The sequence below is a fragment of the Marivibrio sp. genome (genome assembly GCF_040218065.1).
Classification (GTDB): Bacteria; Pseudomonadota; Alphaproteobacteria; order UBA8366; family Aestuariispiraceae; genus Marivibrio.
Genome location: NZ_JAVJQE010000005.1, coordinates 244,473 through 257,691 on the forward strand (window position 1 = coordinate 244,473; position 13,219 = coordinate 257,691).

The window sequence follows — 13,219 nt, forward strand, 5'->3', positions numbered from 1 at the left end:
GGGCGGGCGTCTAGTCCTTCGCCTCGTCCCCTTCCGTCGGCGAGAAGCGGCCGGCTTGGCGCAGCTCCACCACGCCGCGGCGGATCTCGCGGGTGCGGGTGAACCAATCCTCGAGCTTGTCGGCCTCGCCCCAGCGGATCGCGCGCTGGAGCGCCACCAGATCCTCCTGGAAACGGCCCAGCATCTCCAGGACCGCCTCGCGGTTCTGGGTGAAGACGTCGCGCCACATCACGGGGTCTGAGCCGGCGATGCGGGTGAAGTCGCGGAAGCCGCCGGCGGAGTATTTGATCACCTCCTGCGTCTCGACGATCGCGGCCTGATCGGCTTTCTCGCGTTTCAGCTGGCTTTCGAGGTCCGAGGCCGTGCCGACGATGGTGTAGGCGATCAGGTGCGGCAGGTGGCTGGTGATCGCCAGCACCCGGTCGTGGTGGCGTGCGTCCATCAGCTCGACGATCGAGCCGACGGCGCGCCAAAGGGTCGAGAGCCGCTCCAACGCCGCGCGGTCGGTCTCCGGCGTCGGCGTCAGGATGCAGTAGCGATTCTCGAACAGTTCGGCGAAGCCAGCGTCGGGGCCGGAATTCTCGGTGCCGGCGACCGGGTGGCCCGGTACGCCGTGGACGCCCGGCCCCAGATGACGGGCGAAGCCGTCCGCAACCGCGCCCTTGCAGGAGCCGACGTCCGTCACCGTCGCGCCGGGCTTCACATGCGGCCCGATCACCTCGAGCACCGCCTCATAGGCGCCGAGCGGGGTGCAAATCACCACCAGATCGGCGTCCTTGACCGCGTCCTCGGCGCGCGCGTGCACCTGATCGAGAAACCCCAGCTTCATCGACAGATCGCGGGTGCGCTCCGAGCGCGCGTGCCCGTCTATCCGGCCGGCCAGCGCCCCGCGCTTGATCGCGCGGGCGAGCGAGGAGCCGATCAACCCCAGGCCGATCAGCGCGACCTTGTCGTAAAGCGGCGCCTTCGACGCGCCTTCATTTTCGCTTTCGCCGTCGCTCATGCTCCGCCCCGCTCCTTCATGAAATCGGCCAAGGCGTCCAGCAGCCGCGTGACCTCATCCTTCGTCCCGACCGTGACGCGCAGATGGCGCGGCAGGCCGTAGGCGCCCATCGCGCGCACGATCACGCCGCGTTCCAGCAGCCAGGCGTTGGCGGCGGCGGCGGTCTCCTCGTCGGTGAAGCCGGCCAGCGTGAAATTGCATACGGACGGCGGCGTCTCCAGCCCCAGCTGTTGCAGCGACTGCTGCAGCCGGCGCAGCTGCTCGGCGTTTTCGGCGACCGAGCGCGCGACGAAATCCTGATCGCGCACCGCCGCGACGCCGGCGGCCTGCGCGGCGGCGTTGATGTTGAAGGGGCTGCGCAGCCGGTTCAACACATCGACGACGCCGGCCGGCATATAGCCCCAGCCGAGCCGCAGCGCCGCCAGCCCGTAGATTTTCGAGAAGGTGCGGGTCATCACCACATTCTCGCCCGCATCGACCAGCGCGCGTCCGTCGCCGTAGCCGTCGGCCGCAACGTATTCGGCGTAGGCGCTGTCGATCACCAACAACACGTGATCGGGCAAGCCGTCGCGCAAGCGCTTCAGCTCGCTTTCCGGAATCCAGCTGCCGGTCGGGTTGTTGGGATTGGCGACGAAGACGATCTTCGTGCGCTCGGTGACGTGCGCCAGCAGTTGGTCGACGTCCGTGCTCAGGTCGCGCTCCGGCGCGGCGACCGGCGTCGCGCCGACCGTGCGCGCCGTGATCGGATACATCAGGAAGCCGTGCCGGCTGTAGAGCACCTCGTCCTCCGGCCCGGCGTAGGCGCGCACCAACAGCGTGATCAATTCGTCCGAGCCCGCGCCGCAGACGATCCGCGCCGGGTCGAGCCCGTGGATCACGCCGATCGCCTCGCGCAGATCGACCGAGCCGCCCTCGGGATAGCGATGCAGGCTGTCGCCGACCGACTTGAAGGCGTCTATCGCGGCGGGGCTGCAGCCCAGCGGATTTTCGTTCGCCGACAGAATCGCCGGGTCGTCGCCCGCCTTATGCGTGCCGGGTACGTAAAGCGGCGCGTCCATCACGCCGGGGCGTGGGACCGGCCGCCCGGACAGCGGCTGATCGGCGGCGGGTGAGGGGGCGTCGGACGGGCTTGTCATGGCGGATCGGCCTTTTTTCGGACGGGTGACTGAGCTTCGACGGATCGGCTGGCGTCAACCGGCGGCGTCTTCCGGCGGGTCGTCAGCCGGCGGATCGTCCGTCGGCGGTCGGCTCGCGCCGTCTTCCGGTCCCAGCACCTCGGCGTAGGCGCCGATGATGGAGACGCCGACGACCGCGTCGCGCACTTCGATGAGTTCGAGGCGCCGGTCGTCAGACGCGACGAAGTCGCCCAGCTCGACCAGATGATACCAGCCCTGGTCCTTATGCGCCGACACGGTGAAGCGCGGCGACAACTTGGCGCGCTGCAGGATGGCGTTCAAGCCGGTGCGGCTCAGCGGCTCTCTGGTCTCGACCACCACCAGGGTGCGGTCGCTGCCGGTCGGCTCCAGCGTCAGGCGCGCGACCGCCAGGGCGTCGCGCATCGGCCCGCGCACGCTGCCGACGCCGGCGAAGGGAATGCGCATCACCACCTTCGGCGCATCGGGCGCGGCGAGCGCCGTCCACCAAGGGTTCTCCTCCCCGTCGCGCGGCAGCGGCAGGACGGCGACGTCGTGTCGGCCTTCGAACAGCTGGGCCAGCGCGTCGCGCTTCGAGGCGTAGGCGCGCATGGGCGTCTGGCTGCCGAACTGGTCGCGGGCCAGATCCCACAGCGCATGTTCGCGCGCGTTGGCGTAGACGGCGACCGAATACTCCGCCTGCAGCATGGTGAAGGCGGCGATCATCTCGTGCCACATGCGCGCCAGGGCCGCGAAGGGGAAGGGGCCTTTATGGCGCGCCGCCAAGCGGCGGAGCATCGCCGCCTCGCGCGCCGGCCTGACCGGAAGACCCGAGCCCGGCCCCTTGGCCTCGGCCACATGGCGCACGGTCTCCCAGCGCTTCAGGATCAGATCGTGGATCTGATCGTCAATGGCGTCGATCTCGCGGCGCAACGCCTCCAGATCGCGCGGCGTCTTGGTCATCGCGACGGTCCTCCCCCGCCGGGCCCGGGTTCGCGCGGCGGGCCCTCGGTCTTGCGGCCCCTTGAGTTAGCGCTTGCGAGGCGGGAGTGCAAAGCCCAAGTCGCGCGTCCGAGCGCGGCTCACGCCGCCTCACGAGATTGCGTCTGGCGAAACCGCGTCATTTGCATTACTTAGCGGCGTCCACGCTGTTCGGGGTCCCGCTTTTCAGACCTGAAGCGACGGAAGTAGAAGCCGATGCCGATCAAGATTCCCGACGACCTGCCCGCCCGCCAGAATCTCGAAGCCGAAGGCATGGTGGTGATGTCCGAGGCGGACGCGATCCGCCAGGACATCCGGCCGCTGCGCATCGGTCTCCTGAACCTGATGCCGCAGAAGCAGAAGACCGAAACGCAGATCGCGCGCCTGATCGGGGCGACGCCCCTTCAGATCGAACTGACGCTGGTCACCACCGGCTCTTACGTGCCGGGAAACGTCTCGCGCCATCATCTCTCGAATTTCTACCGCCCCTGGGACGAGGTTCGGGATCAGAAGTTCGACGGCTTCATCGTAACCGGCGCGCCGGTCGAGACGCTGCCCTTCGAAGAGGTGAAGTACTGGGACGAGTTGTGTCGAATCTTTGACTGGACGCAGACCAACGTCACCTCCACCCTGGACATCTGTTGGGGCGCCCAGGCCGCGTTGAAGCACTTCCACGGCGTGGAGAAGTACGAGCTGCCGCGCAAAATGTTCGGCGTCTATCCGCATCGGGTCGAGGCGTCGACCGCGCCGTTGATGCGCGGCTTCTGCGACGAGGTTTCGATCCCGGTATCGCGCCACACCGAGACGCGGCGCGCCGATCTCGAGGCGCTGGAGGGGGTCGAGATCCTCCTCGATTCCGAGGAGGCCGGCCTTTGCATGGCCGAAGATCGTCCGCGCCGCCAGATCTATATGCTGAACCATCTGGAGTACGACGCCCGGACGTTGGGCGACGAGTACGAGCGCGACCTCGGCGAGGGCAAGCCGATCGACCTGCCGAAATATTATTATCCCGGCGACGATCCCGCGCGCGAGCCGCGCAACGTTTGGCGCAGCCACGGTCACCTCTTCATCGCGAATTGGATCAACCAGACCTATCAGAACACGCCCTTCGATGAGAGCCTGATCGGGACGCGATGACCCGTTGGAAGCTGACGGTCGAATATGACGGGGGCCCCTTCGTCGGCTGGCAGCGCCAGGAGACGGGGCCGAGCGTCCAGCAGGCGCTTGAGGAGGCGGTGACGGCCTTCACTCAGGAGCGCGCCGTCGTGCAGGGAGCCGGCCGCACCGATTCCGGCGTTCATGCGCTGGGTCAGGTCGCTCATGTCGACATCGAGAAGCCGGTCGACGCCGACACGGTGCGCGATGCGATCAACCATCATCTGGGCCGCCAGCCGGTCGCGGTGCTGCGGGCGGAGGCGGTCGACGCGGATTTCCACGCGCGCTTCTCGGCCGTCGGCCGCGCCTATCTCTACCGCATTCTGAACCGGCGCGCGCCGCCGACGCTGGCGAAGGGACGCGTTTGGTGGGTCGGCCGGCGGCTTGACGAGGGCGCGATGCAGGCGGCCGCCGACCGGCTGATCGGGCGTCACGACTTCACCAGCTTCCGCGCGGCCGAATGTCAGGCGGACAGCCCGGTGAAGACGCTGGACCGTCTGGACGTGCGGCGCAACGGCGAGACGATCGAGCTGATCGTCGAGGCGCGCAGCTTCCTCCATCACCAGGTGCGCAACTTCGCCGGAACGCTTAAGCGCGTCGGCGAAGGCGCCTGGACGCCTGAGGACGTCAGCCGGATTCTCGACGCCTGCGAGCGCGCTCAGGCTGGCCCGACGGCGCCCGCGGCCGGACTTTATCTGACCCGCGTCGCGTACTGAGGCGCACGCGCGAGAGGCGCCTCGGACAGGCCTTGATCAGGCGGGCGGGACGCCCGCGGCCTCCCTCAGCGATTGTAGCGCGGATGCGCCTTGGCGTATTCGCGGATCAGCTGTTCCGCGTCCACTTCAGTGTAACGCTGGGTGGTGGAAAGCGAGCTGTGGCCGAGCAGCTCTTGGATCGCGCGCAGGTCGCCGCCGGCCCCCAAGAGGTGGGTGGCGAAGCTGTGGCGCAGGGCGTGCGGGCTGGCGCTTTCGGGCAGGCCCAGCGCTCGGCGCACCTGGCGCATCGCGGCGCGCACCTGGCCCGAGTCTAGCCGCCCGCCGCGCACGCCTACGAACAGCGCGCGTTCCGGCGTCGCCGGATGAGGGCACGCCGCCAGATAGGCCGAGATCGCCTGACGCACGGCCGGCAGGACGGGGACCATCCGCTCCTTGGACCCCTTGCCGAGGACCGTCATCTGATCGCCCCGTGGGGCGTCGCGGACGTCGAGCGCCAGCGCCTCCGCGATGCGCAGACCGCAGCCGTAGAGCAGCGTCGCGATCGCGACGTCGCGTTTGCCCACCCAGGGCTCCCGCGCGAAATCGGCGAACGCTTCGACCGCGGTTTCCGCATCGGGGGCGGAGAGGGGTTTCGGCGCCGGCGGGGTCACTTTGGGGCTGCGGATCAGCTGGATCGCCTCGCAGCGGCAGCGCCCGGTCTTGGCGGTCCAGGCGAAGAAGCTGCGCAGCGCCGAGAGCTGGCGCGCGCGGCTCGCCGCGGAGACGCCCTTGTCCGCACGCTCGGCCAGCCAGGCGCGAAAGGCCCGCGGCTCCAGGCGCGCCAAGCTTTCGAGGCTCGGCGGCGCGCCTTCGTAGTCGGTCAGAAACCGGAAGAACTGGGACAGGTCGCGCCCGTAGGCCTCGCCGGTCTTGGGGCTCGCCCGCCGCTCGTCTCTGAGCCAGGCCTGGAAGTCGGCGAAGGCGGCCTGCAGATCGTCTGCCGCGTCGAGCATGGGCGGACGCCCCTCACTCCGGCAGGTCGAGCCACAGCCGGATCAACTCGGCCAGAACCTGGGAGAGGAACTGAATGAGCTCGGTCGCCTGGCCGGGATGGAATTTGCCGACCTCCCGGCTCCCGAAGGCGAGCAGCGCCGGCGGCGCATGGTCCGAGATCTTGAGGCGCACCAGCGCGTCGGACCGGATCAGCGGGGCGGCGCTCTCGAAGATCTCCGGGTCGCCTGAGACGTCGTCGCGCAGCAGCAGGTCGCGATCGCGGCCGATCTGGCGGTCGACGAAACCGGGCGGGACCAGCGTCACCGCGCGCACCGGGAAGGCCTCCGCCTCCTTGCTCTCCACGCACAGCGCGACGGCGTCCATGTCGAGGATCATGGCGAGATCGCTGTGAACCGCTTCGATGAGCTTCTCGAAGGAGCTTGCGGCGAGCAGCGCCAGCACGCCGTCATGGATGCGCGTCGTGCTGGTCAGATTGTCGCGGCTGGTGTCGATCAGCTCCTGCGCGACTTCGGTGGCGTCCTCCATCTGGCGGCGCAGCCGGCGGATCATGGCGGCTTGGAAGTCGGCGACGCCGTCGCCCATGTCGCGGCGCCCGGGCGCGTCCAGCACGCTCAAGAGGTCCGGGCGCTTGACCAGGAAATCCGGATGGCGCCGCAGATAGTCGGCCACCTGCTCTGGCGTCGGCTCGGCCGCCGCGCTGTCGGTCTTCGGCTTCTGGCTCATGGCTCGTCCCCCAGGGCGCGACTCGACGGTGGTGACGCCATCGGTAGCGCGATTCGGCCGCGGTCCGAACGAAAAAAGCGGCTCAGAGAATGCTCTGCCCCGTCTTTCCCCAGTCGGCCAGGAAGGCGTCGAGGCCCTTGTCGGTCAGCGGATGGTCGAACAGCTGGCGCAGCACCTTGGGCGGCACGGTGGCGACGTCGGCGCCCATCTTGGCGGCGGTCACGACATGCTGCGGTCCGCGCACGGAGGCGACCAGCACCTCCGTGTCGAAATCGTAGTTCGAGTAGATCTGCACGATGTCGCCGATCAACTCCATCCCGTCCTGGCCGATGTCGTCGAGCCGGCCGACGAAAGGCGAGATGAAGGCCGCGCCCGCCTTGGCCGCCAGCAAGGCCTGCGCCGGCGAGAAACATAAGGTGACGTTGACCATCACGCCCTGATCGCTGAGCGCCTTGCAGGTCTTCAGGCCGTCGACCGTCAGCGGCACCTTGACCGCGATGTTGGACGCGATCTTGGCCAGCTTCTCGCCTTCCTTCAGCATCGTCTCATGGTCGGTCGCGACGCATTCGGCGCTGACCGGACCGGGGACGATCCCGGCGATCTCTTCGACCACCTCAAGAAAACTGCGGCCGGTCTTGGCGACCAGCGAGGGATTGGTCGTCACGCCGTCGACCATGCCGGTGGCGGCGAGATCGCGGATCTCGTCGAGATCCGCGGTGTCGATGAAGAATTTCATGGTCTCGATCCTCGGGCTTGATGCTGGGCCGGCGTCGGCGCAGCGAAGGCGAAGGGACGATAAGCCGATTCTCCCGCTCGCTCACGACGGGGAATCGCTGCTAGAAGCATGGGCCATGAACGCCGCCCCGACACAGTCCGACCCCGCCGCGACGTCGCCGGTTTTCTCCGCTTCCGTCCGGCGGGTCAAGGTGCTGCTGCCGCTGCCGCTGGCCGGCGCCTACGATTACCGGTTGCCGGACGACATGACCGCCCGGCCCGGAGCCTTCGTGCATGTGCCGCTCGCCAATCGCGAGATGGTCGGCGTCGTCTGGGATCCCCCGGACGGCGCCGAAGCCGGGGGCGGCGTTCCGGATGAGAAGTTGAAGGCGGTGGAGGCGATCCTGCCCGTTCCGCCCTTGCCCGAGGAGAACCGGCGGCTGATCGAGTGGATCAGCGCCTACACGCTCGCCCCGCCCGGCGCGGTGCTTCGCATGGCGATGAGCGCGCCGCAGGCCTTGGGTCCGCCGAAGACCCGCACGGCCTACGCCCTGTCCGACGAGCCGCCGCCCCTCCGCATGACGGCCGCGCGCCAGCGGGTGGTCGAGTTCCTGCGCGACGGCCCCGCCCTGCCCGCGGCCGATCTCGCCCGGGAGACGGGCGTGACGCCCGGGGTCATTCGCGGGCTGGCCGACGCGGGCGTCCTTGTTCCGGTGCAGATCCGCGAGGATCTGGAGCCGCCGGAGCCCGATGCGCACCGACCCGGTCCGAGCCTGTCCGCGGCGCAAGCCGAGGCGGCGGACGACCTGCGCCGGAAGGCGAGCGAGGGCGGATTTTCCGCCACCTTGATCGACGGCGTGACGGGGTCCGGCAAGACCGAGGTCTATTTCGAGGCGATTGCGGCCGCGCTGGCGGCGGGGCGTCAGGTGCTGGTGCTGCTGCCTGAAATCGCGCTCAGCGCCCAGTGGTTGGAGCGCTTCGCCGACCGATTCGGGGCGCCGCCGGCGGAATGGCATTCCGATCTGACGGCGGCTCAGCGGCGCTCGACGTGGCGGTTAGTCGCGGAGGGGCGAATCAAGGTGGTGGTCGGCGCGCGCTCGGCCCTGCATCTGCCCTATCCCGAACTCGGGCTGATCGTCGTCGACGAGGAACACGACCAGAGCTACAAGCAGGAAGACGGCGTCATTTACCACGCGCGAGACATGGCCGTGGTCCGCGCCCATCTGGGCCGGTTTCCGATCGTCCTCGCCTCCGCCACGCCGTCCTTGGAGACGGTCGCCAACTGCGAGGCCGGGCGCTACGCCCGCATCGACCTGCCGGAGCGTCACGGCGGCGCCGACCTGCCGACGATCGAGATGGTCGATCTGCGCCGCGACCCGCCGGCGCGCCAGGCCTGGATCGCGCCGCCTCTGCGCGCCGCCTTGGAGCGGTGCCTCGCAGCGGGAGAGCAGGCGTTGCTGTTCCTCAACCGGCGCGGCTATGCGCCCTTGACGCTGTGCCGGGCCTGCGGTCACCGGCTGCAATGTCCGAATTGCAACGCCTGGCTGGTGGAGCATCGCTTCTCCAAGCGTCTGGAATGTCATCATTGCGGCCATTGGATCCCGGCCCCGAAGGACTGCCCGGAATGCGGCGCGGAAGATCAGCTCGCTCCCTGCGGGCCCGGGGTGGAGCGTCTCGCGGAGGAGGCGGCGCTCCTGTTTCCGCAGGCCAGGCTGGAGATCGCGACCTCGGACACGCTGATGGGGCCGTTGGCGGCCGCCGCCTTCGTCGACCGCATGGCGTCGGGCGAAACAAACCTCGTGATCGGCACCCAAATCGTCGCCAAGGGCTATCACTTCCCGATGCTGACGCTGGTGGGCGTGATCGACGCCGATCTCGGACTGGCCGGCGGGGATCTGCGCGCGGCGGAGCGCACCTTCCAACTCCTGAGTCAGGTGGCCGGGCGCGCGGGTCGCGCCGGTCGGAAGGGGCGCGTGCTGCTGCAGACGGCGAATCCCGACGCGCGCGTCCTGCAGGCGATCGCCGCGGGCGACCGCGACGGGTTCCTGGCCGTCGAGGCCGATCAGCGCGCGGCCGGCGGCTGGCCGCCCTTCGGGCGGTTGGCGGCGATCATCGTCTCGGGGCCGGAGGAGCGTCCGGTGGAGGAGGTGGCGAAGGCCCTCGCCCGCACCGCGCCGGCGGCGGAGGGGCTGCGGGTCCTGGGGCCCGCGCCGCCGCCGCTCGCGCTGCTGCGCGGGCGCTATCGCCGCCGGCTTCTGTTGAAGGCCGACCGCACGATCAGCGTCCAAAAGGCGCTGCGCGACTGGCTCTCGGGCCTGAAGTCGCCGAGCCAGGTGCGCGTCTATGTCGACGTCGATCCCTACAGCTTCATGTAAGCCCCCGGATTGCGCAGCAAGTTGAATCCGGGCGAGCCCCGACCTTGGCTTGTTGCAAGGGCCGGACCCTTATGCTACATCGCCGCGGACTTCGGGCGGAAAGCGCGGATTTCCGCGCCGTCCGGGGGGAGAAGAGGGGTCGCACGATCCGCCGCCGCCCAAAGGCCGACAGGCCGGGCGAGACGGGGGGTCGCGTCGTCGCGACCGTCCGCCGCCGACCCTCGATCAGGGGCGTGCGAGGGGGCGCAACGCGGCGCGGGCGGTCCGCTCTGGGGTGCACACTGACGATCGCAGCAGGGGTTTCCCAACCGTGGCAGCCAAAGGTGGCGTTTCCGACATCGCCGATCGCTACGCGCACGCGCTTTACGATCTGGCGGATGAGAGCAAACAGCTGGACGCGGTCGCGGACGACCTGCGCACGCTGTCTGCGATGCTGAACGAGAGCGAGGAGTTGATGCGCCTGGTGCGCAGCCCCGTTCTCAGCCGTGACGAGCAGGGCAAGGCGATGGCCGCCCTGGTCGACAAGATGAAAGCGGCGGACCTCACCCGGAAATTCGTGGCGCTTGTCGCCGCCAAGCGGCGCCTGTTCGCGCTGCAGGCGATCGCCAAGGCCTATTTGACGCAGCTGGCGAAGCGGCGCGGCGAAGTCGTCGCCGAAGTGTCGGCCGCGCATGAGCTGACCGACGCCCAGAAGAGCGCGCTCGAAGACGCGCTCAAGAAGGCGGTCGGCGGCAAGGTTTCGATGGATCTTACGGTCGACCCGTCGCTTCTCGGCGGGCTCGTGGTCAAGGTCGGCAGCCATATGGTGGACTCGTCGCTCAGCGGGAAGCTGCAGCGGCTGAAGTTTGCGATGAAGGGAGCTTAAGGGCATGGAACTCCGCGCTGCGGAAATCTCCGCGATTCTCAAAGACCAGATCGCGAATTTCGGGGCCGAGGCGGACGTCGCCGAGGTCGGTCAGGTGATCTCGGTCGGCGACGGCGTCGCCCGCGTCTACGGGCTGGACAACGTCCAGGCCGGCGAGATGGTCGAATTCAAGAGCGGCGTCAAAGGCATGGCGCTCAACCTTGAGACCGACAACGTCGGCGTCGTGATCTTCGGCTCCGACCGCGAGATCACCGAGGGCGACACGGTCAAGCGCACCGGCGCCATCGTGGACGTGCCGGTCGGCAAGGAGCTGCTGGGCCGCGTCGTCGACGCGCTCGGCAACCCGATCGACGGCAAGGGCGAGATCAAGGCGTCCCAGCGCCGTCTGGTCGAGGTGAAGGCGCCCGGCATCATCCCGCGCAAGTCCGTGCATGAGCCGGTGCAGACGGGGATCAAGGCGCTCGACGCGCTGGTCCCGATCGGCCGCGGCCAGCGCGAGCTCATCATCGGCGACCGTCAGACCGGCAAGACCGCCGTGGCGATCGACGCGATCATCAACCAGAAGACCGTCAACGCGGGTGATGACGAGAGCAAGAAGCTCTACTGCATCTACGTCGTGGTCGGTCAGAAGCGCTCCACCGTCGCGCAGGTCGTGAAGACCCTCGAAGATTCGGGCGCGATGCCCTACACGATCGTCGTCGCGGCCACCGCGTCGGACGCCGCGCCGCTGCAGTTCCTCGCCCCCTACGCCGGCTGCGCGATGGGCGAGTATTTCCGCGACAACGGCATGCACGGCCTGATCGTCTATGACGATCTCTCCAAGCAGGCCGTCGCTTACCGTCAGATGTCGCTGTTGCTGCGCCGTCCGCCGGGCCGCGAAGCCTATCCGGGCGACGTGTTCTACATCCACTCCCGCCTGCTCGAGCGCGCGGCGAAGATGAACGACGACGAAGGCGCCGGCTCGCTCACCGCGCTGCCGATCATCGAGACCCAGGGCAACGACGTCTCGGCGTTCATCCCGACCAACGTGATCTCGATCACCGACGGCCAGATCTTCCTGGAGACCAACCTCTTCAACAAGGGCGTTCGCCCCGCCATTAACGTCGGCCTGTCGGTCAGCCGCGTCGGCTCGGCCGCTCAGACTAAGGCGATGAAGAAGGTGGCCGGCTCGGTGAAGCTCGAGCTCGCGCAGTACCGTGAGATGGAGGCCTTCTCGCAGTTCGCTTCCGATCTCGACGCCGCCACGCAGAAGCTCTTGGCCCGCGGCGCGCGCCTGACGGAGCTGCTGAAGCAGCCGCAGTATCAGCCGCTCAGCGTCTCCGAGCAGGTGGTCTCGATCTACGCCGGCACGCACGGCTATCTCGACAAGATCCCGACCGGCGACGTGACCAAGTACGAGGCGAAGCTGCTCGAGTACGCGCGCAACGAGCACAAGGCGGTGCTGGACGAGATCGACTCCAGCGGTCAGCTGACCGAGGAGACGGAGAAGAAGGTCGTCGAGATGCTCGACGCCTTCGCGAAGGTTTACGCCTGATCGCCGGCGCGCGTTGCGCGAGAAGATGACGAGAAGGGCGGCGAAGGCGTCGTGACGCCGCGGCCGGAAGACGGGCGCGCCCCGTCCCCGGCCCGCCGCCGCCCGATCGGGAGGCTAGTGAATGCCCAGTCTTAAGGACCTGCGCGGCCGCATCAAAAGCGTCCAGTCGACGCGGCGGATCACGTCGGCCATGAAGATGGTCGCCGCGGCCAAGCTGAAGAAAGCCCAGTCGGCCGCAGAGGACGCGCGTCCCTACGCCGAGCGCATGGAGCGCATGCTCTCCTCGCTCGCCGCCGGGATCACGCCGGAGAACGCGCCGCCGCTGCTCGGCGGCACGAATTCCGACAAGGTCCACCTTCTGGTGGTGGTGACCTCGGACCGCGGCCTGTGCGGCGGCTTCAACGGGTCGATCTCGCGCGCGGTGAAAGCCCGCATCAAGTCGCTTCAGGATCAGGGGCGCGAGGTGAAGCTGATGGTCGTCGGGCGCAAGGGCGTGACCCTGCTGCGCCGGGACCACGGGAACAAGATCGTCGCCAAGTACGAGGATCTGCTGAAGCCCGCCCCCGCTTTCGAACACGCGGACGAAGTCGTCGCCGAAATCCGTCGGATGTTCGACGAGGGCGAGTTCGACGTCTGCACGGTCTATTACAACAAGTTCCTGTCCGCCATCAGCCAAGAGGTGACGCCGCTGCAGCTGATCCCCTTCCAGGTGCCGGATCAGGAGGACGAAGAGCAGGCGTCCGGCGGCGAGCCCGAGGCGCAATACGATTTCGAGCCCAACGAGGAGGCGATCCTCGACAGCCTTCTGCCGAAGAACCTGTCGGTGCAGGTCTATCGGGCGATGCTGGAGAGCTTCGCGTCCGAACAGGGCGCGCGGATGACCGCGATGGACAACGCGACCCGCAACGCCGGCGACATGATCGACAGCTTGAGCATCACCTATAACAGGATGCGTCAGGCTCAGATCACGAACGAGCTGATTGAGATTATCTCGGGCGCCGAGGCGCTCTGACGAACGGCCGCAAGC

12 protein-coding genes are annotated in these 13,219 nt (G+C 68.5%); 6 read left to right on the plus strand and 6 right to left on the minus strand.

The features are described 5' to 3' along the window. Window positions 1-10: 10 nt before the first annotated feature. The 3 genes from RIB45_RS03420 to RIB45_RS03430 are packed head-to-tail and all read right to left on the minus strand — an operon-like array spanning window position 11 to window position 3,099. The gene (locus RIB45_RS03420; protein WP_350048791.1) at window positions 11-1,003 is read right to left on the minus strand and encodes a prephenate/arogenate dehydrogenase family protein; all 993 of its coding nucleotides are present in this window, start codon (window positions 1,001-1,003) and stop codon (window positions 11-13) included. Next, complete coding sequence (gene hisC / locus RIB45_RS03425; RefSeq protein WP_350048793.1) at window positions 1,000-2,139, minus strand: histidinol-phosphate transaminase; 1,140 nt, start codon at window positions 2,137-2,139, stop codon at window positions 1,000-1,002. Before hisC ends, RIB45_RS03420 begins: the two co-directional genes overlap by 4 nt. 54 nt (window positions 2,140-2,193) lie before the next feature. Then, window positions 2,194-3,099 (minus strand): chorismate mutase, encoded by a 906-nt coding sequence (locus RIB45_RS03430; protein WP_350048795.1) that lies wholly within the window; start codon window positions 3,097-3,099, stop codon window positions 2,194-2,196. 234 nt (window positions 3,100-3,333) lie between these two features. On the opposite strand from RIB45_RS03430, the gene RIB45_RS03435 reads away from it, so the two are divergent. Then, a complete protein-coding gene (locus RIB45_RS03435; RefSeq protein ID WP_350048797.1) occupies window positions 3,334-4,254 on the plus strand; it encodes a homoserine O-succinyltransferase in 921 nt (306 codons plus the stop codon). Then, complete coding sequence (gene truA, locus RIB45_RS03440; protein ID WP_350048799.1) at window positions 4,251-4,988, plus strand: tRNA pseudouridine(38-40) synthase TruA; 738 nt, start codon at window positions 4,251-4,253, stop codon at window positions 4,986-4,988. The genes RIB45_RS03435 and truA overlap by 4 nt, the downstream gene beginning before the upstream one ends. Before the next feature lie 65 nt (window positions 4,989-5,053). On the opposite strand, the gene RIB45_RS03445 is transcribed toward truA, so the two are convergent. The 3 genes from RIB45_RS03445 to fsa form a co-directional block, all read right to left on the minus strand. Then, complete coding sequence (locus RIB45_RS03445; RefSeq protein WP_350048801.1) at window positions 5,054-5,980, minus strand: tyrosine recombinase XerC; 927 nt, start codon at window positions 5,978-5,980, stop codon at window positions 5,054-5,056. A 13-nt stretch (window positions 5,981-5,993) separates the two neighbouring features. Beyond that, window positions 5,994-6,704 carry a DUF484 family protein gene (locus RIB45_RS03450; RefSeq protein WP_350048803.1) on the minus strand — a complete coding sequence of 237 codons (711 nt, stop codon included), beginning with the start codon at window positions 6,702-6,704 and terminating at the stop codon, window positions 5,994-5,996. A gap of 82 nt (window positions 6,705-6,786) precedes the next feature. After that, a complete protein-coding gene (fsa, locus tag RIB45_RS03455) occupies window positions 6,787-7,440 on the minus strand; it encodes a fructose-6-phosphate aldolase (protein ID WP_350048805.1) in 654 nt (217 codons plus the stop codon). 115 nt (window positions 7,441-7,555) lie between these two features. Here fsa and RIB45_RS03460 point away from each other — a divergent pair, with 115 nt between their 5' ends. The 4 genes from RIB45_RS03460 (at window position 7,556) to RIB45_RS03475 (ending at window position 13,204) form a co-directional block, all read left to right on the plus strand. Continuing rightward, on the plus strand, window positions 7,556-9,793 hold the full coding sequence (locus tag RIB45_RS03460; RefSeq protein WP_350048807.1) for a primosomal protein N': 2,238 nt from the start codon (window positions 7,556-7,558) through the stop codon (window positions 9,791-9,793). 310 nt (window positions 9,794-10,103) lie between these two features. Further along, entirely contained in the window at window positions 10,104-10,658 is a 555-nt protein-coding gene (locus RIB45_RS03465) for a F0F1 ATP synthase subunit delta (RefSeq protein ID WP_350048809.1), read from the plus strand. A gap of 4 nt (window positions 10,659-10,662) precedes the next feature. Continuing rightward, on the plus strand, window positions 10,663-12,192 hold the full coding sequence (gene atpA, locus RIB45_RS03470; protein WP_350048811.1) for a F0F1 ATP synthase subunit alpha: 1,530 nt from the start codon (window positions 10,663-10,665) through the stop codon (window positions 12,190-12,192). A gap of 121 nt (window positions 12,193-12,313) precedes the next feature. After that, complete coding sequence (locus RIB45_RS03475) at window positions 12,314-13,204, plus strand: F0F1 ATP synthase subunit gamma (protein ID WP_350048813.1); 891 nt, start codon at window positions 12,314-12,316, stop codon at window positions 13,202-13,204. Window positions 13,205-13,219 lie beyond the last annotated feature (15 nt).